We start from the raw sequence: 23,605 nt of genomic DNA, 5'->3' as shown, positions 1-23,605 counted from the left end.
CTAGCACGGGCATCTGCCCGATTTTCTCCGTTACTGCTCCTCGCTTTTCATGGAGTGAAGCATGCTCAAATCCTGCATTTTTCTGGTCAGCACATTAGTGGCTTGCCCCCTTGCCGAAGCGCAGATCTTCCAGCGCGAATTGGGCGACTTCGACCTGAAATTAGGCACCACCCCCAGCCGCAGCATGGCACAGGGCCTGGTCAAGCCGACCTCGCCGGGCAGCGACTCTTTCCACGGGGGGTTGGACCTCAGCCACAACAGCGGCCTGTACTTCGGCCAGTTCTCGCCAAACATGGGTCTGTCTTCGGCAAGCACCCTCGAAGTCGACTCCTACATGGGCTTCAAACACCCCTTCGACCAGACGCTCGGCTACGAAGTCGGCTTGATCCACTACAGCTACCCAAAGCTCAGCCCCCTCGACAGCCAAGAGTTCTACGGTGGCTTGAACCTGTTGGGCAATCGTTTCGGTGCCTCCTTCAGCAACGACCCGGACCGCCAGGACAGCACCCTCTTCGCCGACCTCGGCGGCACCCAACCCTTCGGCATCGGCGTCAGCATGAAGTACACCACCCACCAATTGGGCACTCCAGCTTCGGTGGACGGCGGCACCATCAGCAGCTTCAGCGACTGGTCGGTTCAGTTCTCCCGCGCCTGGAAGGGCATCGACTTGGACCTGATTTACAGCGACTCCAGCCTTAGCGGCGGCGACTGCTCGGCGTACTCCGGACACAATTCGCAATGCGACGGGCTGTTGACGTTAAAGGCCGCGCGGTCGTTTTATTGATGGGCTGAACTGTAGCGCCTGGCGCGGGTTCACATGCATTGAATCCCTCTGCCCAAGGAAACGCCCATGCTGCGTCGGCTCAAACTGTTGGTGGCCCTGCTGACCCTAAGCCTGGCACTCGCCGGCTGCAACCGCGTGGGCCTGGCCTACCGCAACTTGGACGTGATCATCCCCTGGACCCTCAATGACTACCTGGACATGAACGCCGGGCAGAAGAGTTGGTTCAACGATAAGCTCAAGGAACACCTGGCCTGGCATTGCACCACGCAGTTGCCGGGTTATCTCGGTTGGCTCGATCGCCTGCAACAGATGGTCGACGAAAACCAAGTCACCGATGCTGCATTGAAAACGCGCACCGCTGAAGCCGAACAGGCAATCGCTGAAGTCGCCCGCGAAATCACCCCCTCAGCCATCGAATTGCTCCAAAGACTGAATGATCAGCAGGTCAAAGAAATGAACGACGCCCTGGCCAAGGATCTGCGTAAACGCCAGGACGACTACCTTAAGCCGCCCCTCACCCAACAAATCAAGGACCGCGCCGAGCGCATGAACAAACGCCTGGACACCTGGATGGGCCCACTGAGCGCTAGCCAGCAAAATCGCGTCACCGCGTGGTCCGTCGCGCTGGGCGAACAGAATCAGGAATGGATCGGCAATCGCGCCCATTGGCAGGCGCAATTTATCGAAGCGGTGCAGCAACGCCACAGCGCCGAATTCCCACAAAAGATGCAGCAACTGCTGGTGGACCGCGAAAGCCTATGGACCCCGCAATATCGCGCGGCTTACGCCCAGACCGAAGCTGCGGCGCGCAGCCTGATTGTCGACGTGATGGCCGAAAGTACGCCGCAGCAACGCCTTAAACTCACGCAGAAAATCGACGGCGTACGCAGCGACTTCAAGGCACTCAAATGCCTCAAGGCCGCCGGGATTTAATGTGGGAGGGGCTGCCACCCACACTGGGTCCGCGCATACCCGTCAGGCAATCTGCGCTTTGGACGCCACTTCAGCGAAGGTTGCCGGGTCCAGTGCATCCGACTGCTCATCCAGCACTTGGCGCGGGTGATCGTTGCCGGGAATGGAACTGTCGATCAGCGCCAGCAGTTGGGCACCCAATTGCGTCAAAATGAAGTTCTCACCATTTCCGCCCTCTGCCTCGGGGCGCGATTCAATAAAACCGCGCTTGAACAGCAGCGCTTCATAATCCGCTGCGGTCTTTTTCAGCGCATCCAGATTGCCGGTGTTCTCACCCGCCGTGGCCTTCTCGGCCGCTTCCTGCTCGGCGTATTTGCGCGGGGCAAAGCTGCCTTCGCCGTTCTGCACTTCGTGCAGCAGACGTTCGATTAGATCCCAGTTGTAAGTCGTCATCCTGATTCCTCCTGCAGGCCTAAGAAAAAGTAGCCCGTCAAAAGGTGTGACATGCCACACCTGCCACCGTTCAGCCCGCCAGACGGACGTCATTTCTCTGAACTTTCAAGACGTTCGCCCCCTCAACCGCACATCATCACCAAGGAGGTACGTACCATGAACACCTTGAGAAACCTGGCCATCGCCGCCGCCCTGCTCACCGCCCTGCCCGCCTGGGCCTGCACGCCCGAAGAGGCCACGGCGAAACGAGAGCAGTTGGCGACGGAAGTGACCAAGCTCACCGAGCAGAACCCCACCAAAGCCAAAGAGATGAACGACGAGCTGCAGAAGATGGACCTGGACACTGAAAGCGCGGAATTCCCTGACAAGTGCCAGCTGATCGACGCCCGCCTTAAAGAATTGAAAGAAGCTGCGGCAAAAGCCAAAAACTAAAGGCATAAAAAAACCGGACGATGTCCGGTTTTTTCACATCAGCGCTGGCTTATTCAGCAGCCGGTGCTTCGGGCTTGCGGCGTTTAAGCGGGGCCATGCCGTCTTTGCTGACCAACGACAGGTTATCGGTCTTCGGACGGTTGGCGATCTTGCGCTTGGTCGGCGACTTGGCACCGGTTTTCTTCTTGTCGCCCTTGGCGTCAGTCTTTTTCTTCTTCACGCCAACAGCCTTGCCCGACGCCTTGACCTTCTTCGGCCCGGTGTAGGTGCCTTTGACTTCCTTGATGGTGCGGCGCTCGAACGACTGCTTGAGGTAGCGCTCGATGCTCGACATCAGGTTCCAGTCGCCATGGCAGATCAGCGAGATGGCCAGGCCATCGTTGCCGGCACGCCCGGTACGGCCGATACGGTGCACGTACTCGTCGCCGCTTCGTGGCATGTCGAAGTTGATCACCAGGTCCAGGCCATCAACGTCCAGGCCACGGGCAGCCACGTCGGTAGCCACCAGGATCTTCACGCCGCCCGCCTTGAGGCGATCGATGGCCAGCTTGCGGTCCTTCTGGTCTTTCTCGCCGTGCAGCACGAACGCCTTGTATTCCTGGGCAACCAATCGACCGTAGATGCGGTCGGCGGCAGCGCGAGTGTTGGTGAACACGATGGCCTTCTGGTAAGTCTCGTTGGCCAACAGCCAGTTGAGGATCTGTTCTTTGTGCACATTGTGGTCAGCGGTGACGATCTGCTGGCGCGTGGTGGCATTCAGGTCGCTGACATTGTTGACCTGCAAGTGCTCAGGGTTGTTCAGCACCTTGGCGACCATTTCGCGCAAGGTCGAGCCACCGGTAGTGGCGGAGAACAGCATGGTCTGCTGGCGATTGACACATTCGGCAACCAGACGCTGAACGTCGTCGGCAAAGCCCATGTCGAGCATGCGGTCGGCTTCGTCGAGCACCAGCACTTCGACTTCCTTGAGGTCGAGGTTGCCGGCGTTGAGTTGCTCGATCATACGGCCTGGGGTGCCGATCAAGATGTCCGGCACCTTGCGCAGCATGGCGGCCTGGACCTTGAAGTCTTCGCCGCCAGTAATAATGCCGGACTTGATGAAGGTGAACTGCGAGAAGCGCTCCACTTCCTTCAAAGTCTGCTGGGCGAGCTCACGGGTCGGCAGCAGGATCAGGGTCTTGATGCTCACGCGGACTTTGGCCGGGCCGATCAGACGATTCAGAACCGGCAAGACGAAAGCGGCGGTTTTGCCGCTGCCAGTTTGAGCCGTCACCCGCAGGTCACGCCCTTCGAGCGCGAGCGGGATGGCCGCTGCTTGCACAGGCGTAGGCTCGACAAATTTTAGCTCGGCCACGGCTTTGAGCAGGCGTTCGTGCAGGGCGAATTGGGAAAACACGGGTGCTACCTCGAAGAAATACAAAATATCAGCTGCATAGGGTAACGGTTTCGGGCGCCCAAACCGAGTTTCTTTACGCGAACGGTGCGAATCAGGTGCTTTTTTGTCAGGGCATTTGTCTACAACGTCAACTTTGTCGCACTTAGATGCTCTAATCGCGCCGTCTTGTCTTACAGAGGAATCGGTTTCACCCATGGATATCAAACAGCTTTGGCTCAACGTCCAAGACCTATGGGGCGCCCTCGACCAAAACCCGGTGCTGCATGCCAGCCTTGGTTTTATGGTGTTGCTGGTGGTGGCCCTGCTGCTCGGACGGGTAGCGCGATACCTCACCCTGCACGCCGTCAAATTGCTCGGCCGCCAACCGTCGCTGCACTGGCTCAATGATCTGCGGCACAACAAAGTCTTCCACCGCCTGGCGCAAATGACGCCGTCCCTGGTGATCCAGTTCGGCCTGTACCTGGTGCCGGACTTGAGCAAAACCGCAATTCTGTTCATCGGCAACGTGGCACTGGCCATCTCCATCCTGTTCCTGGTCCTGGCCATGAGCGCCCTGCTCAATGCCCTGCTGGACATCTATGCCCGCACCGAACACGCACGCACCCGCTCAATCAAGGGTTACGTGCAGTTGGCGAAGATGGTGCTGTTCGTGTTCGGCGCGATCATCATCGTCGCCACCCTGATTGACCGCTCGCCGCTGTTGCTGCTGTCGGGTTTGGGGGCGATGTCGGCGGTGATTCTGTTGGTGTACAAGGACACGCTACTGTCGTTCGTCGCCAGCGTGCAGCTCACCAGCAACGACATGCTGCGGGTCGGTGACTGGATCGAGATGCCCCAGGTCGGCGCCGACGGCGACGTGGTGGACATCACTCTGCACACGGTCAAGGTGCAGAATTTCGACAAGACCATCGTCTCCATTCCTACCTGGCGCCTGATGTCCGAGTCGTTCAAGAACTGGCGCGGCATGCAAGCCTCCGGCGGGCGTCGGATCAAGCGCAGCCTGTTCATCGACGCCAGCGGCGTGCGTTTCCTGCGCGATGACGAAGAGGTGCGCATGACCCAGGTGCACCTGCTCACCGACTACATCGGGCGCAAGCAGGCAGAGCTCAAGGCCTGGAATGAAGCCCAAGGACACAGCGCACAACTGCTGGCCAACCGTCGCCGAATGACCAACCTCGGCACCTTCCGCGCCTATGCCCTGGCCTACCTGAAAAGCCATCCGGACATCCAGCCGAACATGACCTGCATGGTGCGCCAGATGCAAACCACGGCTCAGGGCGTGCCACTGGAGATCTACTGCTTCACCCGCACCACGGCGTGGGCCGATTACGAGCGCATCCAGGGGGACATCTTCGATTACCTGCTGGCGGTGTTGCCGGAGTTTGGACTGAGTCTGTACCAGCAACCGAGTGGCACCGATCTACGGGCAGGAATTCTGGCGCTGACACCCAGCCCCCAGAGCACGCCAGCCCTGCAGTGAGCCCGAAGCCGGCGAGGTGAAAATACGCGCCTCGCCGGCGCAATATCCCCCTAAGCGCCGGCAACTATGTGTAGCCGCTGCGACCGAATAATCAACTGACGCAAACAATAAAGAAAATTTCTCCTACGCCTTTAGTGATTTTCACTACTTGTGCGCACTATTTCTAATCTGTTTTTAAAAAAACCAACGCCTTAGCATTTGGCCATCAAACAACGCCAGATAAAGGCCATCCCTCATGTTATGGACAACTCAGCTTTCTGATAATGCGGCAGACTTTGTATTAACTTCGAATGCCGAAGCGTTGACCCACTATTGTGGTGCTAGTGCCTTTGCTCAACCTCGCGATTTTTATACCACTAGTCCCTATCAGCGACCTTCCAGGCCGCAGGACGTGACCGACTCGATCATCACCACCAGCCTGACCAGCGACCAACTTTCAGACAGTCAGCATTTGTTGGCGCAACGCTTGTTATTGAATATCTACGAGCAAGACTTAGTCTTCCTGCCCAAGCCGCCATTAGAACTCGACTTAAAGGCTTTCAAACAGTTTTATGACCCCCAACATGCCGCCAGTGGCAAAAAGATCCGCCCGTTACTGGAACACTACTTATACAACTGGCTTAAGGAAGAAGTGCACATCAATGGTCCTTGGTGCCTGGACTCTTTTGTCGCCCACACCGATAAAGTCTTGGATGATGTAGCCCAAGCCGACTCCAAATTGCATGAGGTGCTGACCACCAGCCGCAACCCCCAGCGTGCCGCGCGTTTTTTCATGACCCAATGCGCAGGGGATTTCCTCAGTGAAGCCTCGGCCATGGCGCGCAATGTTTTGGGTAACTGCGGTGTGTACACCAGCGAGTTGTTCAAGATCCTGATCGACGAGTATGGCTACGGCGTCGACAAAAAGAAGCACAGCACCATCTTTGAAGACATGCTCCAGGACATGGACATGTCACACCACGTGCACTATTACTGGCAGTTCTACACGCCGGCGTCGCTGTCGCTGACCAACTATTTCCACTATGTGTCGGCCAACCACGGCGAACTGTTCCGCTACATCGGCGCCATGTACTACACCGAAGCCACGCTGGCGCTGACGACCAAGCACCAGTCCCGTGCGATCAAGACCATCTTCGATGGCCAGGTCTCCACTGCCTACTTCGATGAGCATGCTCATATCGATGTGCACCACGGCAGAATGGCACTTCAGCGCCTGATCATTCCCATGATCAAGCAGTTCGGCACCAAGATCATCCCCGACCTTATCCGCGGCTTTGAAGAGTTCAAGCTCCTTCAGGACATCGCCGACGAAGAACTGTATGCCCATATCAAATGGCACGACGAGCTGGATGAACATCGCGCCAAGGCTTCGCAGCTTCAGGGCCAAAAGCCGGTGGACCTGCGAATCACCGAGGCTGAACACGAGCTCTCGGTGCTGCACACCCACCCCAATGACGAACTGTTCTGGGTCGAATCCGGCGAGCTGGAGTTTATCGCCAGCCCCGAATTGACTGTGCGCCTCATCGCCGGCGAAGGCGTCGTGATTCCCAAGGGAATGCTCCATGGCACGCGCATCGTCAGTCCGTCCTGCACGTACACCGTCACCGCCATCTGAATGGGCCACCCAATGAAAGCCATCAGCCTGAATATCACCCACGCCCATTACGTGGCCGTGGAGGACAGAACCTATTTTCTGAAGCGTCACGCGTATTCGACGCAATTGCTGCCCACCTCGTGCCCCCATCGTGGCGGCCCACTGCACATGGGCGAAGTGACGGGCGACGGCCAAAGCGTGATCTGTCCCTGGCACGACAACGCCTACAAGGTCTGCAACCTGGAAAAGAAGGCGCTGCCCACCGTGCGCGTCAGAAACCAGATCAGCACCGTGGTCGGCGACACCGAACGGTGCGTGCCGCTACTTAAACTCTCCCGTTACGACGGATGAAGCCCATGAAGACTAATTCGACACTGACCGCGTTCTATTCAATCGTGACCCTCTTCACCGGCCTCGACATGGCGATTGTGATCGCGATGGTCTGGTTTGGCCTTGAGACCACCGGGTCCACATTCCTGGTAGGCGCCACCTTGTGTGTGGCGACCGTAGTCCCCTATTTATGCGAACAGTACATCGGCAAGTTCTTCACGATTGAACTCAGCCTGAAACGGCTGCTGTACATACGCCTGGCTGCGTTCGCCGCCGTCCTGGGATTGTCGTTTACCCAGGCCGCCTTGCTGCCGATCGGCTTCCTGGCGATCGCGTTTGTGGTGGGCGTCACCGACTACTTCACCATCAGTACCCTGGAATCGAAAAACACCAAGCTGGTGCTGGCAGGCCTCACCGACAGCGATACCTGCGCGCGGTTGATGCAAACCTCCATCCAGATCGGTGCCTTCGGCGGCGCGCTCCTGGGCGGTTTGATCGTGGATGTGTTCTCGGTCAACGAGACGCTGCAAATCATCAGCCTGGCGGCGATTGTGTCACTGGCGGGCGTCTACTTGGTGGCCGACAGCCCCAGCGCAAAAGGCACCGATCAGACCGCAGCCTCCACCGCCGCCGCGCCGCTGGACCTGCCGCGCAACCTCTACATTCTGATCATTGTGCTGAGCATGATCGGCTTCCATATCGGCGCGTTCAACAGCCTGGTGCCTATCGTTTTTCAAAAGCTCAATGAGTGGAACGCCACCCTGTTTGGCGTCGCCAGTGGCCTGGCCGGCCTGGGGGCCTTCAGCGCCGCCGTGCTTCCGCGTATCAAGCTCAACAGCTATGGGGCCATCGCACTGGTGATTCTGGCGGACGTGGCAATCGTCTACTTCCAGAATCTCTACGTGATGATGGCCGCTGCGTTCCTGCTGGGCTTTTGCATCAACAGCCTGCGGATCCAACTGCGTAAAACCCTGATTGAATCGGCGCCCAACGACCGGGTAGCCGACGTCATCGCCGCGAAAAGCTCGCTCTACTACCTGCTGGTCAGTGGCTCGGCACCGATGATCCTGACGTTCTTTACCACCTCGGGCTTTCTCGGACTCGAAGGCGCACGGCTGTTGATGATCGTCTCCGCCGGCCTGTTGGCCACTGCCGTACTGGCGTGGAACCTGACCCCCGCAGCCTCGCCTGCCGCCACCACGGAATAAGGATTGCACGACGTGAAAACCGTACTGATTGTTGACCCATTCTCCACGGGCAAGCTCTATGCGCCCCTGCTCAACGCGCAAGGCATACGGTGCATCGCCGTGATCTCCACACGCGCCTTGCCCGAACACTTCACCAACGACCTGGTCGCTGAGAATTTCCATGAGGTGTATCACTGGGAAGAGAGCCTGCTGATCACCCTGGAAACGTTGTCTTTGAGCGCAGTGATCGCCGGTTGCGAAACCGCCATCTACCTCACGGACTACCTGACGGAGTTGCTCAGCATTCCGGGTAACAGCCGTATCACCAGCGACCTGCGGCGCAACAAATTCTCCATGCAGCAGGCGCTGAAAAAACACCAGTTGGCGCACATCGACTCGCACCTGTTGAGCTCGCCAAGCCGCATTGGCGAAGTGGTGGCCAAGCTGGAAGAGTCGGCCACCTATGTGGTCAAGCCGCTGAATTCGGCCGCCACCGAAGGCGTGGTGTTTGCCCAGGGCAAAGGCGAAGCAGAAACCGCGTTGAGAAACGCGGCCTGGCAGCAGAAGAATGACCTGGGTGAGGTCAACCTCGGGTTTATCGTGCAGTCGTTTATCGCGGGGCCGGAGTACGTGGTGGATATGGTCGCCTTCAACGGCACGTACATCATTGCCAGTGTCTGCAAGTACAGCAAGATCCAGAAGAACGGCAGCATGTTTGTCTACGAAAGCCTGGACACCCTAGATCCCCAGGCTGCGCACCTGCAACCGCTGACCGATTACGCCCGCCAGGCAGCCGCGGCGCTCGGCGTGCGGGTCGGGCCGATTCACATGGAGATCATTTGGTCCGATGCCGGGCCGGTGATGATTGAAGCCGGAGGTCGCTTACACGGCGGCATCGCGCCCCTTCTGTTTCAACAGGTCTATCACCCCGACTTGCTGTCGCTGTCGATCGACAGCTACCTCGGCCACCCACGCCCACAGGCTGATGCAGCGAGCCAGATCAGCCATGGCCGGATCGGTTTCTTCTGCTCCGATGCACAACGCACCTTCGATCCTCCCTCCCCCCTGGCTCTCCAGAGTGCCCAAGCGGACGAGGCCTATTGCGGCCACCGGTACTTCATCGCTCCCGGTCATACCACGCCGGTCACAATCGACTTCGCCACCTGTCCGGGGCTGTTCTGGCTACAGAGTCCTTCGGCGCTGCAACTGGACACCAGTACCGCGAACCTTCGAAAACTACTCTGGGGCTAAGGTTATGCAAAGTCGCTTGATCATCAAAAAATCAGCCTGTGAGCTGGGCATCAATAATGCGTGCGCCGCGGTTATCGAAGACATCACCGTTTCAGACGACCAAAGCTTCGTCGGGGTGTTGCAGAGCAACCTGAACCACGTCGCATCCCGCCTCAATGAGCTGGACTCGAACATCGTGTATGAAGGGTTTGCCAAGCAGCTCAAAAAACTCGGCTACGAAAACACCGTCAGCGCCAACGAAAAGCTGCTGCGGCGTTTCATCGCCAAGGGCGTATACCCCATCAACAACATCGTTGACGCCTATAACGCAGTCTCGATCCGCCATGGGGTCAGCATCGGTGTGCACACCTATCATCAGAAAGATGACATCTACGTGATGCGCTCGGACAAACCAAGGGTTCTACGCCCACTGTTCGCCAAGAAGGCCATCACCATTCCCGTTGGCGATATTGTCTATACCTGCGGGGATGTGCCGTTGGCGAGCATCGGCAAAGTTGACGCCGACGCCCATGACTTCCGGCTGACGAAGGACTCGTCAAGGCTTCTGGTGGTGATCCTGGGGCATGACGACACGTCGCTTCAATTCAACCAGGGCGTCATCGAAGAGCTGGTGGACACGCTTCGTCAGAAAATGCCGAACCTGAGCCATCACTTCCTTGAAACGGTTCGCGATCACGCCTGAAGCCACGCGTTGAAGAAACGGCCGGCGCCTAGCGCCAGGCCTTCAGCACGGGGTTGACCACGACTTCCTTCACATGCTCGATGTTCAGCAGGCTTTCCTTGAAGACCATCAGTTCTTCAAAGCTCCTGTAGCGAACGTCGAGCATCATGTCCACGTCGCCAAACAGTGAGTAGGCGTGCACCACTTGACTGAACTGCTGGATCTTCGGAAACACCAGATGGCAGTTGCTGCCATTGAGCGTCAGCATCAAGAACGCCGCTTGCAGGGTCTCATCGCCCTCGGCTACGTTGATGGTGAAGCCTAGGATGATGCCCTTTTCAATCAACTTCTGGACACGCGACTCCACCGCTGTTCGCGACTTATGAACTTGCCGCGCCAATTGCGCCAGGCTGACCCGGGAGTCGTCCTTCAAGGCTGCAATGATCAGTTCATCAATCTTGTCCACTCTGCCGCCCCCACACCGTTCTTTTCTATAACAGACTTTCATTGCCGCTCACGCATGCCTTGGGGCCATCACGTCGCAGACTTTACGCCAGGCGCAGGCTTTATGCCCAACCGACTGATCCACACCGCCCCGAGAATCACCAACCCACCCAACGCCAGGCGGCCCAGGGGTTCGTGTTGGTTCCAGATCAGCAGGTTCAGCAACAACCCCACTGGTACATGCAGATTGTTCATCACCGCCAGCGTGCCGCCATGCACCAAACACGCGCCCTTGTTCCACCAGTACATGCCCAGCGCCGTGCTGACCAGCCCGAGGAACACCAACACACCCCATTGCAGCGGCGCTTGCGGGAGAAAGTCGGCCTTGGCGAACAGCAGGAACGCCGGCAACACCACCAGCAACGCACCGAGGTAGAAGTAACCGAAGCGCCGGTAGTGCGGCAGGTCACTCGGATAACGCGCTACCAGGTGCTTGTACATCACTTGCCCGGCGGCGTAGGTGAAGTTGGCCAGTTGCAGCAGCAGGAAGCCCATCAGGAAGTGAGGCGTGATCTGATCGAAACGAATCACCGCCGCCCCCGCCACTGCCACCAAGGCGGCGACCAGGGCCCAGGGGTTGAAGCGCCGGTTAAGTGCATCTTCGATAAGCGTCACGTGCAACGGCGTGAGGATGGTGAACAGCAACACCTCCGGCACCGTGAGCACGCGAAAACTCAGGTACAGGCACACGTAGGTCACGCCAAACTGCAGCGCGCCGATCACCAGCATGCCTCGCATGAAGGCCGGCTCTACCGAGCGCCAGCGGGTCAGCGGGATAAATACCAGCCCGGCCAGCACGACGCGTACCAGCACGGCGAAGTAACTGTCGACATGACCGGCGAGGTATTCGCCGATCAGACTGAAGGAAAATGCCTGAATCAGGGTGACAACCAGTAGATAGCCCATGTGTGCCTCGCTTCGAATGGGCGCGACATTAAAGGTTTTCAGGGTTTGAAGAAACTCAGGGCAAAAAAAACCCGACCTCGCTAAAGCGTCAGTCGGGCAGGAGCACTTAGGAGCAACAAGTGCAAAGGGAGGTTCGTACGCGTACTTGAAGGGTTTGCGTGGAGCGATATAAACACCGCGCGATTATCTGACGATTAAAGGATCAAGCGGCTCATGCCACGAGTTGCACCAGCAGGGCCTTGGCGTGGTTGATGCCCTTTTCCTGGAAGTCACCGCTCAGGTTCACCCCTTCGGCGTGAATAAAGGTGACGTCATGAATCCCGATAAACCCCATGACCTGGCGCAGGTACGGTTCCTGGTGATCGGAGCTGGCGCCGGTGTGGATGCCGCCGCGCGCGGTAAGGACAATGGCACGCTTGCCGGTCAACAGACCCTGGGGGCCGGTGGGGGTGTACTTGAAGGTCACACCAGCGCGTAACACGTGATCCAGCCAGGCCTTGAGGGTGCTGGGGATGGCAAAGTTGTACATCGGCGCGGCCATCACCAGTACGTCGGCGGCGAGCAGTTCGTCGGTCAATTCGTTGGAGCGGTTAAGGGACACCTGCTCGCTGTCGTTGCGCTGATCCGCAGGTTTCATCCAGCCGCCAAGGAGGTTGGCGTCCAGGTGTGGCACCGGGTTGAGGGCCACGTCGCGCACGGTGATCTGGTCTGCCGGGTGGGCGGCCTGCCATTGGCTGATGAACTGCTGGGTCAGTTGACGGGAGATCGAGTCCTGTTGGCGGGCGCTGCTTTCGATGATCAGAACGTTGGACATGGCTTCGTAGGCTCCATCTGTAAATGCTGTAAGTCGATGGAGAAAAGATTAACCATGGCTCATTCGATAAAAAAGCGCAAAAAACTGCTATAACCCATCTAGAAATTTGTTGATATGCGGAGTATTCCTGTAGACATGCTCCGCTACCCCTTTATTTTGGCGCGCAGTCCAAGGCAATCCGCATCTTGATAATGGCGCGGTTGAACTTGACCGTGGTGTTGGTGCTTTTGCCTGCCGGCACCGAGACCGTGCGTCGGCGTGGTGCCTCCGGGCCATTGGTGAAGACTACCGAGCACAAGGCATCGTTGGTGCCGTAGTTGTTTAGTTGAATCGAACTGATGTCGCCGTCCACGTCTGAGGCGGTGTAGTCCACGCTCACGCCACTGATCTTTTTTGTCACGTCGATGGGGTACGCAAACGCGCTCATCGGCAGCAGCGCCAATAGCACATAACAAAATTTTCTCATTCGGCAGTCTCCAATAAGGACCGCCAGCTTAGGACAAGAGGAACCTATCTTGAAAGCGCCCCGCGTTACCCTCGATCAATGGCGCACGCTGCAAGCCGTGGTCGACCATGGCGGCTTCGCCCAGGCGGCCGAAGCGCTGCACCGTTCGCAATCTTCGGTGAGCTACACCGTGGCCCGTATGCAAGACCAGCTTGGCGTGCCGCTGCTGCGCATCGACGGGCGCAAAGCCGTGCTCACTGACGCCGGTGAAGTGCTGTTGCGCCGCTCCCGGCAACTGGTGAAAAACGCCAGTCAGCTGGAAGACCTCGCCCACCATATGGAACAGGGCTGGGAAGCCGAAGTGCGGCTGGTCGTGGACGCTGCCTACCCCAACGCCCGCCTGGTGCGCGCTCTCACGGCCTTTATGCCGCAAAGCCGTGGTTGCCGCGTGCGCCTGCGTGAAGAGGTGTTGTCCGGCGTTGAAGAGTTGTTGATCGAAGGCGTGGCCGACCTGGCGATCTGCGGCTTCAGCATCCCCGGTTACCTGGGCACGGAAATGAGCGACGTGGAATTCGTCGCCGTGGCCCACCCCGAGCATCCGCTGCACCGTATGAATCGCGAGCTGAGCTTCCAGGACCTGGAAAGCCAGATGCAAGTGGTGATCCGCGACTCCGGCCGCCAGCAGCCACGGGATGTGGGCTGGCTCGGCGCCGAACAACGCTGGACCGTCGGCAGCCTGGCCACCGCGGCCGCCTTTGTCGGCAGCGGCCTGGGCTTCGCCTGGCTGCCGCGGCACATGATCGAACGCGAACTCGCCGAGGGCGTGCTCAAGCAACTACCCTTGGAACAGGGCGGCAGCCGTCACCCCGCGTTCTACCTGTACTCGAACAAGGACAAACCCCTGGGGCCAGCGACGCAGATCCTCGTGGAGTTACTGCGCACGTTTGACACGGCGCCCCTGGACGCACCTTTCGCCGCCCCCCAACAAGCCTGAAACGGAGTTCATCCATGGCCTGGTTCGACCACGAAGGATGCAGCCTGCACTACGAGGAATACGGCCACGGCACACCGCTGGTGCTGATCCACGGCCTGGGCTCCAGCAGCCAGGATTGGGAATTGCAGATTCCGGTACTGTCCAGGCACTACCGAGTGATCGTGGTGGACGTACGCGGTCATGGTCGCTCAGACAAACCGCGTGAGCGTTACAGCATCCCAGGGTTCACCCATGACGTGGTGGCGCTGTTCGAGCACCTGAACCTGCCTGCCGCTCATGTGGTGGGCCTGTCCATGGGCGGCATGATCGCTTTCCAGTTAGCCGTGGATGAACCTACGTTGGTCAGAAGCCTGTGCATCGTCAACAGCGCACCCGAGGTCAAGGTGCGCAGTGCCGATGACTATTGGCAGTGGGCCAAGCGCTGGACGCTGGCCCGCGTGCTCAGCCTGGCCACCATCGGCAAGGCCGTCGGCGACCGGCTGTTCCCCAAACCCGCGCAGGCCGACCTGCGCCGCAAGATGGCCGAACGCTGGGCAAAAAACGACAAACGTGCTTATCTCGCCAGCTTCGATGCGATTGTGGGCTGGGGCGTGCAGGAACGACTTTCGAGGATTACCTGTCCAACCCTGGTCATCAGCGCCGACCACGACTACACCCCCGTGGCCCAGAAAGAAAACTATGTAAAACTGCTGCCCGATGCGCGGCTGGTGGTGATCAAGGATTCCCGCCACGCCACGCCCTTGGACCAACCCGAAGTCTTTAATACCACCCTGCTCGATTTTCTAGAGACAGTCGAAACCACTACCCAGGATCACTGACCCATGCTGAAAAAAATCGCCTTCTTTGCCGGTTCCGTTCTGTTCGCTGCCAACCTGATGGCGGCCGAACCCGCCAAGGCGCCACACGTATTGATCTCCACCACCAACGGCGACATTGAAATCGAACTGGACCCGGTCAAGGCGCCGATCAGTACCAAGAACTTCCTGGCCTATGTCGACAAGGGTTTCTACACCAACACGATTTTCCACCGTGTGATCCCGGGCTTCATGGTCCAGGGTGGCGGTTTTACCCAGTCGATGTCGCAAAAGCCGACCGAAGCACCGATCAAGAACGAAGCCAGCAACGGCCTGCATAACGTGCGTGGCACCTTGTCCATGGCGCGCACCAATGACCCGAACTCGGCGACCAGCCAGTTCTTCATCAACGTGGCTGACAACGCCTTCCTCGATCCGGGTCGCGATGCCGGTTATGCCGTGTTCGCCAAAGTGGTCAAGGGCATGGACGTGGTTGATGTGATCGTCAACTCGCAAACCACTACCAAGCAGGGCATGCAGAACGTGCCAATCGATCCTGTGTACATCAAGTCGGCCAAGCGCATCGACTGAGGTAGCAGGTAGTTCCGCGCGCGGCCCACAAGGCGGCGCGCGCATTTGAAAGGAGAGCCCGCACAGCGGGCGTCATACTCAATGCTCTATCGTCGTTTTGAACAACTGATCGATATTTTCCGCGACGCACCCAGCGAAGCCCCTCCCGATAAAGTCCTGCCCTTCTACCTCTACTACCTGCGCCAGGTGTGGCCGCACTTTGCCGCCTTGCTGGTAGTGGGACTGATCGGTGCGCTGATCGAAGTCGCGCTGTTCAGCTACCTGAGCCGCATCATCGACCTCGCCCAAGGCACCCCGCCCGCTGACTTCTTCCAGGTCCACAGCACCGAGCTGATCTGGATGGCCGTGGTCGCCCTGTTGCTGCGCCCGATCTTCGGCGCACTGCATGACTTGCTGGTGCATCAGACCATCAGCCCCGGGATGACCAGCCTGATTCGCTGGCAGAACCACAGCTATGTGCTCAAACAGAGCCTCAACTTCTTCCAGAATGACTTCGCCGGTCGTATCGCCCAACGCATCATGCAGACCGGCAACTCCCTGCGCGACTCCGCCGTGGCGGCGGTGGATGCGATCTGGCACGTGGCGATCTACGCCATCAGTTCGCTGGTGCTGTTCGCTGAGGCCGACTGGCGCCTGATGATCCCGCTGGTGACCTGGATCATCGCCTACAGCCTGGCACTGCGTTACTTCGTGCCACGGGTGAAGGAGCGCTCGGTGATTTCCTCCGAGGCGCGCTCCAAACTGATGGGCCGCATCGTCGACGGTTACACCAACATCACCACCTTGAAGCTGTTCGCGCACACCCAATCCGAACAGGAGTACGCCAAGGAAGCGATCATCGAGCAGACCGAAAAAACCCAGTTGGCCAGCCGCGTGGTGACCAGCATGGACATCGTGATCACCACCATGAACGGCCTGCTGATTGTCACCACCACCGGCCTCGCCCTGTGGCTATGGACCCAGTCGCTGATTTCCGTGGGCGCGATTGCCCTGGCCACCGGTCTGGTGATCCGTATCGTCAACATGTCCGGCTGGATCATGTGGGTGGTCAACGGCATCTTCGAAAACATCGGCATGGTGCAGGACGGTCTCAAGACCATCGCTCAGCCATTGGCGGTGATTGACCGCGACAACGCGCCGCGCCTGACGGTGCCCCGTGGCGAAGTACGCTTTGAGCAGGTGGATTTCCACTACGGCAAACAGAGCGGAATCATTGGCGGCCTGAACCTTGAGATCAAGGCCGGTGAAAAGATCGGCCTGATCGGCCCGTCCGGGGCGGGCAAATCGACCCTGGTCAACCTGCTGCTGCGTCTGTACGACCTGCAAGGCGGGCGCATCCTGATCGATGGCCAGAACATAGCCGAGGTCGCCCAGGAATCCCTGCGCGCCCAAATCGGCATGATCACGCAGGACACCTCGCTGCTGCACCGTTCGATCCGCGACAACCTGCTGTACGGCAAGCCCGACGCCACCGACGAAGAGCTCTGGGCCGCCGTGCACAAGGCTCGCGCCGATGAGTTCATCCCACTGCTGTCAGACTCCGAAGGCCGCACCGGGCTGGATGCACACGTGGGCGAACGCGGGGTGAAACTCTCCGGTGGCCAACGTCAGCGTATTGCCATCGCACGCGTGCTTCTCAAAGATGCGCCGATCCTGATCATGGACGAAGCCACTTCGGCCCTGGACTCGGAAGTGGAAGCGGCGATTCAGGAAAGCCTGGAAACCCTGATGAAAGGCAAGACCGTGATTGCGATTGCACACCGCTTGTCTACGATTGCGCGGATGGATCGCTTGGTGGTACTGGAGAAAGGCCAGATTGCCGAAAGCGGCAGCCATGCCGAGTTGCTGGCCCATAAGGGCTTGTATGCGCGGTTGTGGCAGCACCAGACGGGCGGGTTTGTCGGAATCGACTGAGGATTTCAATCCTATACGCCGTTCAAAATGTGGGAGGGGGCTTGCCCCCGATGAGGGTGTGTCAGTTGCTGCATCGGTGACTGACACACGGCTATCGGGGGCAAGCCCTCTCCCACATTTGCTCACAGCCATTCAGTAGCCAGCCACTCAGTAGAATGTGCAGTTCGCGCCAACGCCCACAGCCCTTTGGCGCTTTTTCATCGCCTGGATTTGTGTAAAAACCGTGCTGTACTGAGTGCAGTGCCCAGACGGGCGCTGAAGTAAATCTGCAGGGAGCATCATTGATTTACTGATTCGGTAGAGTGATCTATCAAGGACGTGCTGCATGTCTTTGTTCAAGCGTTCAGTCACAGAGGGGCTGGGTACGTTTTGGCTGGTGTTGGGCGGTTGCGGGAGTGCGGTGTTGGCCGCCGCGTTTCCTGCTGTCGGGATCGGGTTGTTGGGCGTGTCCCTGGCGTTCGGGCTCACGGTGCTGACCATGGCGTTTGCCATTGGGCATATCAGCGGTTGTCACCTCAACCCGGCGGTATCGATGGGGCTGGTAGTGGGCGGGAGGTTTCCGGCCAGGGAGTTACCGGCGTACATCGTGGCCCAAGTCATTGGCGGGGTAGTCGCCGCCGCATTGTTGTACTTCATCGCCAGCGGCAAGCCTGGCTTTGAACTGGCCGGCGGGCTGGCCTCCAACGGCTATGGCGAGCATTCGCCGGGCGGTTATTCGATGGCGGCGGGGTTGGTGTGCGAGCTGGTGATGACGGCCATGTTCGTGCTGATCATCCTCGGCGCCACCGACCACCGCGCCCCTAAGGGCCTCGCGCCCATTGCCATTGGCCTGGCGCTCACCTTGATCCACTTGATCTCCATCCCTGTCACCAACACCTCAGTCAACCCGGCTCGCAGTACCGGGCCGGCACTGATCGTGGGCGGGTGGGCGATCCAGCAATTGTGGATGTTCTGGCTCGCGCCGATCCTCGGTGCAGTCATCGGCGGTGTTACCTATCGATGGCTGGGCAGGGAGGACTCAGCCTGAAACCAGCGGGGGTCAGCCCTGCCGATAAGGCAGGGCCGCCCTCGCCTCTTCGGCATACGCCAGAATCCCTACCCGCTCACGCTCAAGAAAATCCTCCACGGCATTCTTCAACCCTGGATGGCGCAAGTAATGCCATGAGTGGGTGATCACCGGCTCAAACCCGCGAATCAATTTATGCTCGCCCTGGGCGCCAGCGTCGAAGCGTTGCACGCCGTGGGCAATGGCGTAGTCCATGCCCTGGTAGAAACAGGTTTCGAAATGCAGGCGGTCGAACTCCGCCAGGCAACCCCAGTAGCGGCCGTAGAAGCTATCACCACCGATCAGGCTGAAGGCCATGGCCACCGGCCGCGCGCCTTGTTTGGCCAGCACCACCCGGATTGCCTCGGGCATACGTTCGGCCAGCAGGCTGAAAAACGCGCGGGTCAGGTAGGGCGATTGGCGGCGCACCGCGTAGGTGTTGGCGTAGCAGGCGTAGACAAAATCCCACTGCGCCTCGCTCAACTCATGGCCTTGCAACCATTCGAAGTCGATACCCTGCCCCGCCACTTGCTCACGCTCTTTGCGCATCTGCTTGCGCTTGCGTGAACTCAGGGCGTCGAGGAAATCCTGGAAGTCACGGTAGCCACGGTTCTGCCAATGAAACTGGCAGCCCAAGCGCTGCATCCAGCCCGGTTGCAGGGCTAAGGCCTCATCGGCCAAGGCATCGGTAAAGTTGATATGCGCACTGGAGAGCCCTTCGATTTCCAGGTAGCCCGGCAGGCTGTTGAGCAATTCGAAACCGTCCTGTGCGTTGGCCGCCAACAGGCGCGGGCCACTGACCGGACTGAACGGTACAGCTGTCAGCAATTTGGGGTAGTACTCGATACCGGCCCGCTCGCAGGCATCGGCCCAGCCGTGATCGAACACGTATTCGCCATAAGAATGCCACTTGCGATAACCCGGCAGTGCCGCCACCAGCCGATCACCTTCCCAGTGCAGTAAATGCTCCGGCTGCCAGCCGGAGTGCGGGCCGACGCTGCCGCTGTCTTCGAGGGCGCTCAGGAACGCGTGCCGCACGAACGGTTGGGCCTGAGGCACCAAGGCATCCCAGGTCTGCGGGGCTATTTCGGACAAGCTTTGCAGGCGTTGCAACGGCATCGGCATCCTCACTACATCAGGGCGTAAAAGCTCCGCGAGTATCGCTTATCGCTAGGTTTCACACACCCTCAAATCGCCCGACAAGGCTCTAAAACAATAGTTCCGAAGCAAAAGAATTTGTCACACAGATGACATCACTTCGCCACTGCTGCGTCATAAACCATCGCGATACTGACGCCTGTTTTTAGAGCGCCTGGTTCTACCAGTCGGCTATTTTTCCGTCCGTCATCGGTCGGTTGTGTCCTGGATGGTTTGCCATCCCTCCTCACTTTCGGAGATTGATATGCGTCTTGCTTCCACTAAAACTGCGGCGGCCCTGTGCGGCGGCCTGTTACTGGCCCTGAGCGTTCCGGCCAGCGCTGCAGTCGACGCTAAACTGCTCGACATGCTCAAGGCCAACGGCCAGATCACCGCTTCGCAGTACACCGAACTGCAAAACGAGTTGGCCAAAGACCAGAAAGAACAGCAGATCGCCCGGCAAGCTCAGCAAGAGAGCAACGAACAGATCGCGGCCACCGCGAAAAAAACCAATGAGCTGAGCAGCTTCGACCAGAAGCTGGCTTGGGCAGCCAAGACACAGTTCAAGGGTGATGTACGTTTCCGCCACGAGACCATCAAGATCGATGGCACCCCCAACAATGGCGGCAAGGACAAGGACCGTGAGCGCATCCGCGCGCGTCTGGGCGCCTACACCGAAATCAACCCACAAGTGGATACCGGCATCCGCATTGCTACCGGTAGCAGCGACGACGCCCGTTCCACCAACCAGGACCTGGATGGCTACTTCAACAAGAAGTCGATCTGGCTGGACCTGGGCTACATCGACTACCACCCGGACCAGATCAAAAACCTGCACGTGATCGGCGGCAAGATGCTGCAACCGTGGGTCAGCATGGGCGACGTGATCTGGGATAGCGATATCAACCCGGAAGGTCTGGCCCTGACCTACAAATACCCACTGGGGAGCAGCGCCGAGCTGTTCGGCAGCCTGGGTAACTACAACCTCAAAGACAACGTCAATGGCGACGGCGTGCAATTTCGCAATGACCTGCGCATGACCGCCGGCCAGTTGGGCTCGCGTTTCACCCTGACCGACAACCTGAAGCTGACGCTGGGCGGCAGTGTCTATGCGTTCCAGAATGACGAAGACAGCCGCTGCCCGACCGCCGGTTCCTTCCAGTGCCTGACCCCGGCTGAAACCGTGGCGAACACCACGGCCGGCAATGCCAGCGAATACCGCCTGTACGAAGGCTTCAGCCAAATCGATATCGGCGGCCTGGCCGTACCGTTGTCGTTCTACGGCCAGTACGTGCAAAACACCAAAGCCACTGATAAAGACAAGGACACAGCCTGGTTGCTGGGTGCCAAGTCCAAGGTGTTTGGCCTGAACCTGGACTACAACTACCGCGATGTGCAGCGTTACGCGGTGGTGGGTGCCCTCACCGACTCGGACTTCGCCGGCGGCTTCACCGGTGCACGGGGTCACAAGTTCAAGGTCGGTTACGACATCGACAAGAACTTCGCCATCGGCGCGACTTACTTCCTGACCAAGGCAGACTACGCCAGCGTCGCAGGTTACCGCGACGCCAATGCCAATACCCTGCAGTTGGACGCAGAAGCCAAGTTCTAACAGTACGTGTAATAAGCCTTGGGCCAGGACGGCCCGAGGTGGTTGCAACAGCCTTGCGTGGCGAGATCGATCCCCATCATCCGTTCGATCGCGCCACGCGAGTCTGCTTCTACCCCGCCTTTATTGATCCTTGAGCCGCTCGGCAGCCAGCCGTTGCGCCAAGGCATCCACATCCTTCACCGGCTCATCCGGCATGATCTTCAGGGTCGCCTGCATCAGGCGCATCTGACGGATAAACCGGCGGCAGTTCGGGCAGAACATCAAGTGATGACGCACCAGCAAGCGCTCGCGAAAGGTCAATTGCCCATCGAGATAGTCACTGGAACGTGCCACTTGTTCTTTACAGGTCAACATTCGCCCGTTTCCTCAAAATGCTCCACCGTGGCAAAGACTTTAAGCCGTGCTCGATGTAACAGCACACGGACATTGGAGAGTGAGAGCGTCAGGAGATTACAAATCTCCTCCAACTCCAGGCCCTGGCGTTCACGCAGCACCAGGACGCTGCTTTGCAACTGCGACAAACTCAGCAGCGTATGCTCCAGGCAATCACGCAGCTCATCCTCGGTCAGCAAGGCTTCCGGCGTGTCCTGATGCCAGGCAAAGGGGGCGACCGCCCAGTGGCCATCGTCGGGGGTAAAGCGGTCATCGCCGATGGTGCCGTGGGGCGAAGGCAAATCGTCGAGCAACACCTCACGACGATTCTGCTTGTAGCGTCCCTTGGCGGCGTTAGCGGTGATGGTCAGCAGCCAGGTCTTGAGGCTGGACCGGCCTTCGAACTTGGACAGGTTGCGCACTACCGACAACCAGGCGTCCTGGACGATTTCATCGGCATGGCGCTGGCCGACGATGGCATATGCCACCGCCCGCATGGCGCTCTGGTAGGTAGTGACCAACTCCTTGTAAGCCCGTTGATCACCCTTGAGCAGGCGTTCAAGCAGATGCGCGTCGTCCGCTGCTGCCATTGTCTACCTCGATTTCACTGCAAGGCCTGTCGCAGGATCAACGCTTGCGCAGGATCACGCTGCCGATGGAATAACCTGCACCGAACGAACTGAGCACCGCAACCGACCCTTTGGGCAGGTCATCCTGGTAGGTGTGAAACGCAATCACCGAGCCAGCAGAGCTGGTATTGGCGTAAGTATCGAGAATCACCGGGGCCTCTTCTACCGTGGCTTCGCGGCCCAGCAGTTTCTTCACGATCAGGTGGTTCATGCTCAGGTTGGCCTGGTGAAGCCAGAAGCGTTTCACATCGGCCACGTTCAACTGGTTTTCTTCGAGGTGCACGCCGATCAGCTCGGCCACCATCGGGCATACGTCGCGGAAGACTTTGCGGCCTTCCTGCACGAACAGCTTGTCGGGCGCGCCGATGCCCTCTTCCGCCGCACGGTTGAGGAAGCCGAAGTTGTTGCGGATGTTGTTGGAAAACTTGGTCAGCAGCTTGGTGCTCACCACATCGAACTGGTGCTCGGACGTTGCCAGGTCGGCACGTTCCAGGACCACAGCAGTAGCGGCGTCACCAAAGATGAAATGGCTATCGCGATCGCGGAAGTTCAGATGGCCGGTGCAGACCTCCGGGTTGACCATCAGGATCGCCCGGGCCTGGCCGAGTTGGATGCTGTTGGCGGCGTTCTGGATGCCGAAGGTCGCCGAGGAGCACGCCACATTCATGTCAAAACCGAACCCGGCGATACCCAGGGCTTCCTGGACTTCGATGGCAATGGCCGGGTAGGCGCGCTGCAGGTTGGAGCAGGCGACGATCACGCCGTCGATGTCGGCGGCGGTCTTGCCTGCGCGCTGCAGGGCTTGTTCGGCGGCGCCGATGGCCATCTGGCAGAGCACCGACCATTCGTCGTTGCTGCGCTCAGGCAGGCGTGGGGCCATGCGCTGCGGATCGAGAATGCCGTCTTTGTCCATCACGAAGCGGCTCTTGATGCCTGACGCCTTTTCGATAAAGGCCGCGCTGGACTCAGTCAGCGCCTGCACCTCGCCACGCTCGATGGCAGCGGCGTTGGCAGCATTGAACTGCTGCACGTAGGTATTGAAAGACTGCACCAGCTCTTCGTTAGAGATGCTGTTGGCAGGGGTGTAAAGGCCAGTGCCGCTGATGACGACGTTATGCACGGTCGTTCCTCTAAATCTGTCAGGCAGAAGATATTGGTACCGTCGTACCAAACTGTGAGTAGTTCTATTCCGCCCAGCGGACATCAAACTGGCATCGCTTTATTCCATCGCGTCGCTGCTACGACGATCCCGGCATTTATGGGCGCGAAGTTTGCCACAAACGCTGGGGTTTGGCGCCACTTCCCAGACAAACACCTTTTTAATGTGTGGTAGGGGGCTTGCTCCCGATAGCGGTGTGTCAGTTACAG

25 protein-coding genes are annotated in these 23,605 nt (G+C 58.9%); 15 read left to right on the top strand and 10 right to left on the bottom strand.

Annotated elements, in window-relative coordinates:
• Window positions 1–61: 61 nt before the first annotated feature.
• Entirely contained in the window at window positions 62–784 is a 723-nt protein-coding gene (locus AOA61_RS25525) for a TorF family putative porin (RefSeq protein WP_032887741.1), read from the top strand.
• Between the two features lie 66 nt (window positions 785–850).
• Window positions 851–1,717, top strand: a complete 867-nt coding sequence (locus AOA61_RS25520; RefSeq protein WP_099602988.1) for a DUF6279 family lipoprotein — start codon at window positions 851–853, stop codon at window positions 1,715–1,717.
• A 42-nt stretch (window positions 1,718–1,759) separates the two neighbouring features.
• On the opposite strand, the gene AOA61_RS25515 is transcribed toward AOA61_RS25520, so the two are convergent.
• On the bottom strand, window positions 1,760–2,149 hold the full coding sequence (locus AOA61_RS25515; protein ID WP_099602987.1) for a transcriptional regulator: 390 nt from the start codon (window positions 2,147–2,149) through the stop codon (window positions 1,760–1,762).
• Window positions 2,150–2,305: 156 nt separating this feature from the next.
• Here AOA61_RS25515 and AOA61_RS25510 point away from each other — a divergent pair, with 156 nt between their 5' ends.
• Entirely contained in the window at window positions 2,306–2,581 is a 276-nt protein-coding gene (locus AOA61_RS25510) for a hypothetical protein (protein WP_095185399.1), read from the top strand.
• A gap of 49 nt (window positions 2,582–2,630) precedes the next feature.
• On the opposite strand, the gene AOA61_RS25505 is transcribed toward AOA61_RS25510, so the two are convergent.
• Window positions 2,631–3,977 carry a DEAD/DEAH box helicase gene (locus tag AOA61_RS25505; protein WP_017735367.1) on the bottom strand — a complete coding sequence of 449 codons (1,347 nt, stop codon included), beginning with the start codon at window positions 3,975–3,977 and terminating at the stop codon, window positions 2,631–2,633.
• Window positions 3,978–4,170: 193 nt separating this feature from the next.
• Here AOA61_RS25505 and AOA61_RS25500 point away from each other — a divergent pair, with 193 nt between their 5' ends.
• The 6 genes from AOA61_RS25500 to AOA61_RS25475 all read left to right on the top strand — a co-directional run bounded on the left by AOA61_RS25500 (window position 4,171) and on the right by AOA61_RS25475 (window position 10,501).
• On the top strand, window positions 4,171–5,457 hold the full coding sequence (locus AOA61_RS25500) for a mechanosensitive ion channel family protein (protein ID WP_099602986.1): 1,287 nt from the start codon (window positions 4,171–4,173) through the stop codon (window positions 5,455–5,457).
• Between the two features lie 391 nt (window positions 5,458–5,848).
• Entirely contained in the window at window positions 5,849–7,072 is a 1,224-nt protein-coding gene (locus AOA61_RS25495) for an iron-containing redox enzyme family protein (RefSeq protein WP_241149760.1), read from the top strand.
• Entirely contained in the window at window positions 7,073–7,402 is a 330-nt protein-coding gene (locus tag AOA61_RS25490) for a Rieske 2Fe-2S domain-containing protein (RefSeq protein ID WP_256583492.1), read from the top strand.
• Between the two features lie 5 nt (window positions 7,403–7,407).
• Window positions 7,408–8,589, top strand: coding sequence for an MFS transporter (locus tag AOA61_RS25485; RefSeq protein WP_099602985.1), 1,182 nt, complete (start codon window positions 7,408–7,410; stop codon window positions 8,587–8,589).
• 12 nt (window positions 8,590–8,601) lie between these two features.
• Complete coding sequence (locus AOA61_RS25480; protein WP_099602984.1) at window positions 8,602–9,819, top strand: ATP-grasp domain-containing protein; 1,218 nt, start codon at window positions 8,602–8,604, stop codon at window positions 9,817–9,819.
• A gap of 4 nt (window positions 9,820–9,823) precedes the next feature.
• On the top strand, window positions 9,824–10,501 hold the full coding sequence (locus tag AOA61_RS25475) for a phenylalanine--tRNA ligase beta subunit-related protein (protein WP_032887724.1): 678 nt from the start codon (window positions 9,824–9,826) through the stop codon (window positions 10,499–10,501).
• 28 nt (window positions 10,502–10,529) lie between these two features.
• Here AOA61_RS25475 and AOA61_RS25470 read toward each other — a convergent pair whose 3' ends face one another.
• The 4 genes from AOA61_RS25470 to AOA61_RS25455 form a co-directional block, all read right to left on the bottom strand.
• Entirely contained in the window at window positions 10,530–10,946 is a 417-nt protein-coding gene (locus AOA61_RS25470) for an Lrp/AsnC family transcriptional regulator (protein ID WP_032887722.1), read from the bottom strand.
• Between the two features lie 68 nt (window positions 10,947–11,014).
• Window positions 11,015–11,890, bottom strand: coding sequence for a carboxylate/amino acid/amine transporter (locus tag AOA61_RS25465; protein ID WP_032887720.1), 876 nt, complete (start codon window positions 11,888–11,890; stop codon window positions 11,015–11,017).
• A gap of 211 nt (window positions 11,891–12,101) precedes the next feature.
• Window positions 12,102–12,704, bottom strand: coding sequence for an FMN-dependent NADH-azoreductase (locus tag AOA61_RS25460; RefSeq protein WP_095185395.1), 603 nt, complete (start codon window positions 12,702–12,704; stop codon window positions 12,102–12,104).
• A 151-nt stretch (window positions 12,705–12,855) separates the two neighbouring features.
• Window positions 12,856–13,170, bottom strand: a complete 315-nt coding sequence (locus tag AOA61_RS25455; protein WP_032887716.1) for a hypothetical protein — start codon at window positions 13,168–13,170, stop codon at window positions 12,856–12,858.
• 49 nt (window positions 13,171–13,219) lie between these two features.
• Here AOA61_RS25455 and AOA61_RS25450 point away from each other — a divergent pair, with 49 nt between their 5' ends.
• From AOA61_RS25450 to aqpZ, 5 genes are all read left to right on the top strand, one after another.
• Window positions 13,220–14,143, top strand: coding sequence for a LysR family transcriptional regulator (locus tag AOA61_RS25450; RefSeq protein WP_032887714.1), 924 nt, complete (start codon window positions 13,220–13,222; stop codon window positions 14,141–14,143).
• Between the two features lie 14 nt (window positions 14,144–14,157).
• Window positions 14,158–14,961, top strand: coding sequence for an alpha/beta fold hydrolase (locus AOA61_RS25445; RefSeq protein WP_099602983.1), 804 nt, complete (start codon window positions 14,158–14,160; stop codon window positions 14,959–14,961).
• Window positions 14,962–14,964: 3 nt separating this feature from the next.
• Entirely contained in the window at window positions 14,965–15,528 is a 564-nt protein-coding gene (locus AOA61_RS25440) for a peptidylprolyl isomerase (protein WP_032887711.1), read from the top strand.
• Window positions 15,529–15,609: 81 nt separating this feature from the next.
• Window positions 15,610–17,442: an ABC transporter ATP-binding protein gene (locus tag AOA61_RS25435; RefSeq protein WP_095185393.1), complete on the top strand. Its 1,833-nt coding sequence runs from the start codon at window positions 15,610–15,612 to the stop codon at window positions 17,440–17,442.
• 325 nt (window positions 17,443–17,767) lie between these two features.
• On the top strand, window positions 17,768–18,469 hold the full coding sequence (gene aqpZ, locus AOA61_RS25430) for an aquaporin Z (protein WP_099602982.1): 702 nt from the start codon (window positions 17,768–17,770) through the stop codon (window positions 18,467–18,469).
• A gap of 12 nt (window positions 18,470–18,481) precedes the next feature.
• Here the strand turns inward: aqpZ and AOA61_RS25425 are convergent, their stop codons facing one another.
• Entirely contained in the window at window positions 18,482–19,606 is a 1,125-nt protein-coding gene (locus tag AOA61_RS25425) for a GNAT family N-acetyltransferase (protein ID WP_032887706.1), read from the bottom strand.
• Between the two features lie 283 nt (window positions 19,607–19,889).
• Here AOA61_RS25425 and AOA61_RS25420 point away from each other — a divergent pair, with 283 nt between their 5' ends.
• Window positions 19,890–21,236 (top strand): putative porin, encoded by a 1,347-nt coding sequence (locus AOA61_RS25420; protein WP_032887704.1) that lies wholly within the window; start codon window positions 19,890–19,892, stop codon window positions 21,234–21,236.
• A gap of 120 nt (window positions 21,237–21,356) precedes the next feature.
• Here AOA61_RS25420 and AOA61_RS25415 read toward each other — a convergent pair whose 3' ends face one another.
• Genes AOA61_RS25415 through AOA61_RS25405 form a run of 3 tightly spaced genes read right to left on the bottom strand, consistent with a single transcriptional unit; the run spans window position 21,357 to window position 23,357 of the window.
• Window positions 21,357–21,590, bottom strand: coding sequence for an anti-sigma factor (locus AOA61_RS25415; protein WP_032887702.1), 234 nt, complete (start codon window positions 21,588–21,590; stop codon window positions 21,357–21,359).
• Complete coding sequence (locus tag AOA61_RS25410) at window positions 21,584–22,198, bottom strand: RNA polymerase sigma factor (protein WP_032887701.1); 615 nt, start codon at window positions 22,196–22,198, stop codon at window positions 21,584–21,586. Before AOA61_RS25410 ends, AOA61_RS25415 begins: the two co-directional genes overlap by 7 nt.
• A 37-nt stretch (window positions 22,199–22,235) precedes the next feature.
• A complete protein-coding gene (locus AOA61_RS25405) occupies window positions 22,236–23,357 on the bottom strand; it encodes a beta-ketoacyl-ACP synthase III (RefSeq protein ID WP_099602981.1) in 1,122 nt (373 codons plus the stop codon).
• Window positions 23,358–23,605 lie beyond the last annotated feature (248 nt).

This window comes from Pseudomonas sp. 2995-1, from assembly GCF_002742505.1.
Taxonomy (GTDB): Bacteria; Pseudomonadota; Gammaproteobacteria; order Pseudomonadales; family Pseudomonadaceae; genus Aquipseudomonas; species Aquipseudomonas sivasensis.
The sequence above is the reverse complement of the archived record's forward strand: the minus strand, read 5'-3'. Positions and strand labels throughout refer to the sequence as shown.